The sequence below is a fragment of the Burkholderia sp. Ac-20344 genome (genome assembly GCF_017104975.1).
In the GTDB taxonomy this organism is placed as follows: Bacteria; Pseudomonadota; Gammaproteobacteria; order Burkholderiales; family Burkholderiaceae; genus Burkholderia.
Genome location: NZ_JAAGPP010000369.1, coordinates 1 through 1,166 on the forward strand (window position 1 = coordinate 1; position 1,166 = coordinate 1,166).

Annotated in this window: 1 protein-coding gene; it reads left to right on the forward strand. The window is 70.1% G+C overall.

What is annotated here, in order from left to right; genetic code table 11:
* Positions 1-1,166, forward strand: a 1,166-nt coding sequence (locus G3N64_RS39175; protein ID WP_241021447.1) for an acetyl-CoA C-acetyltransferase, incomplete at both ends; no start/stop codon positions are given.

The window sequence follows — 1,166 nt, forward strand, 5'->3', positions numbered from 1 at the left end:
GTAGTGATCGTATCGGCCGCGCGGACCGCGGTCGGCAAATTCGGCGGTTCGCTTGCGAAGATTGCGGCGCCCGAGCTGGGCGCGACGGTGATCCGCGCGGTGCTGGAGCGTGCGGGCGTGAAGCCCGAGCAGGTCAGCGAAGTGATCATGGGCCAGGTGCTGACGGCCGGTTCCGGGCAGAACCCGGCGCGGCAGTCGCTGATCAAGGCCGGGCTGCCGAGCGCAGTGCCGGGGATGACGATCAACAAGGTATGCGGCTCGGGCCTGAAGGCCGTGATGCTGGCCGCGAACGCGATCGTCGCGGGCGACGCGGAGATCGTGATCGCGGGCGGCCAGGAGAACATGAGCGCGTCGCCGCACGTGCTGCCGGGCTCGCGCGACGGGTTCCGGATGGGGGACGCGAAGCTGGTCGACACGATGATCGTCGACGGCCTGTGGGACGTGTACAACCAGTACCACATGGGCATCACGGCGGAGAACGTCGCGAAGGAATACGGGATCACGCGCGAAGAGCAGGACGCGTTCGCGGCGCTGTCGCAGAACAAGGCGGAAGCCGCGCAGAAGGCCGGGCGCTTCAACGACGAGATCGTGCCGGTGGCGATTCCGCAACGCAAGGGCGAGCCGCTGCAGTTTGCGACCGACGAATTCGTGCGTCACGGCGTGACGGCGGAATCGCTGGCCGGGCTGAAGCCGGCGTTCTCGAAGGACGGCTCGGTGACGGCGGCGAACGCGTCGGGGCTGAACGACGGCGCGGCGGCGGTGCTGGTGATGTCGGCGCAGAAGGCGGCGGCGCTGGGCCTGACGCCGCTGGCGCGGATCAAGGCGTACGCGAACGCGGGCGTGGATCCGAGCGTGATGGGCATGGGCCCGGTGCCGGCATCGCGCCGGTGCCTGGAGCGCGCGGGCTGGACGCCGGGCGACCTGGACCTGATGGAGATCAACGAGGCATTCGCGGCGCAGGCGCTGGCGGTGCACAAGCAGATGGGCTGGGACACGTCGAAGGTGAACGTGAACGGTGGGGCGATCGCGATCGGCCACCCGATCGGCGCGTCGGGCTGCCGGATCCTGGTGACGCTGCTGCACGAGATGGCCAAGCGCGATGCGAAGCGCGGGCTGGCGTCGCTGTGCATCGGCGGCGGGATGGGCGTCGCGCTCGCGGTCGAGCG